The 431-nt window shown below is 50.6% G+C and carries 1 protein-coding gene; it reads right to left on the reverse strand.

Features of this window, described 5'->3' with window-relative positions; genetic code table 11:
• The coding region (locus ACTHUR_RS21685) for a penicillin-binding transpeptidase domain-containing protein (RefSeq protein ID WP_440400884.1) at positions 1-431 on the reverse strand (431 nt) is incomplete at both ends.

A 431-nucleotide genomic window follows, 5' to 3' on the forward strand; every position in this document is an offset into this window, starting at 1 on the left:
GCCGATATATACGGCGGTAACAACATTCGGGTTGAAACCGACAAACCATGCATCTTTATTGTCGTTCGTCGTACCGGTTTTACCGGCGATATCGGAACGGCCAAGTGCGGAGGCGCCTAGTGCTGTACCGACGCGGACTACGTCCTGCATGATTTTATACATGATGTATGCGTTGCGCGGGTCAATGGCTTGAGGGGCGTTTTCACCTGCAACAAGAGGTTGCATTTGCGCTCTCAGACGACCTTCGCTGTCATAAATCTTGTCGATGACGTATGCGGAAATTTTGTAACCGCCATTGGCAAAGACGCTATATGCTTCAGCGACACGCAATGGTGTTGTTTCACCGGTGCCAAGTGCCATAGACAGGCTGGCTGGAATTTCGGATGGTTTGAAGCCGAAACGTTGGATGTATTGTTGCGCGTATCCAATGC

The organism is Neisseria sp. P0021.S007 (assembly GCF_051956855.1).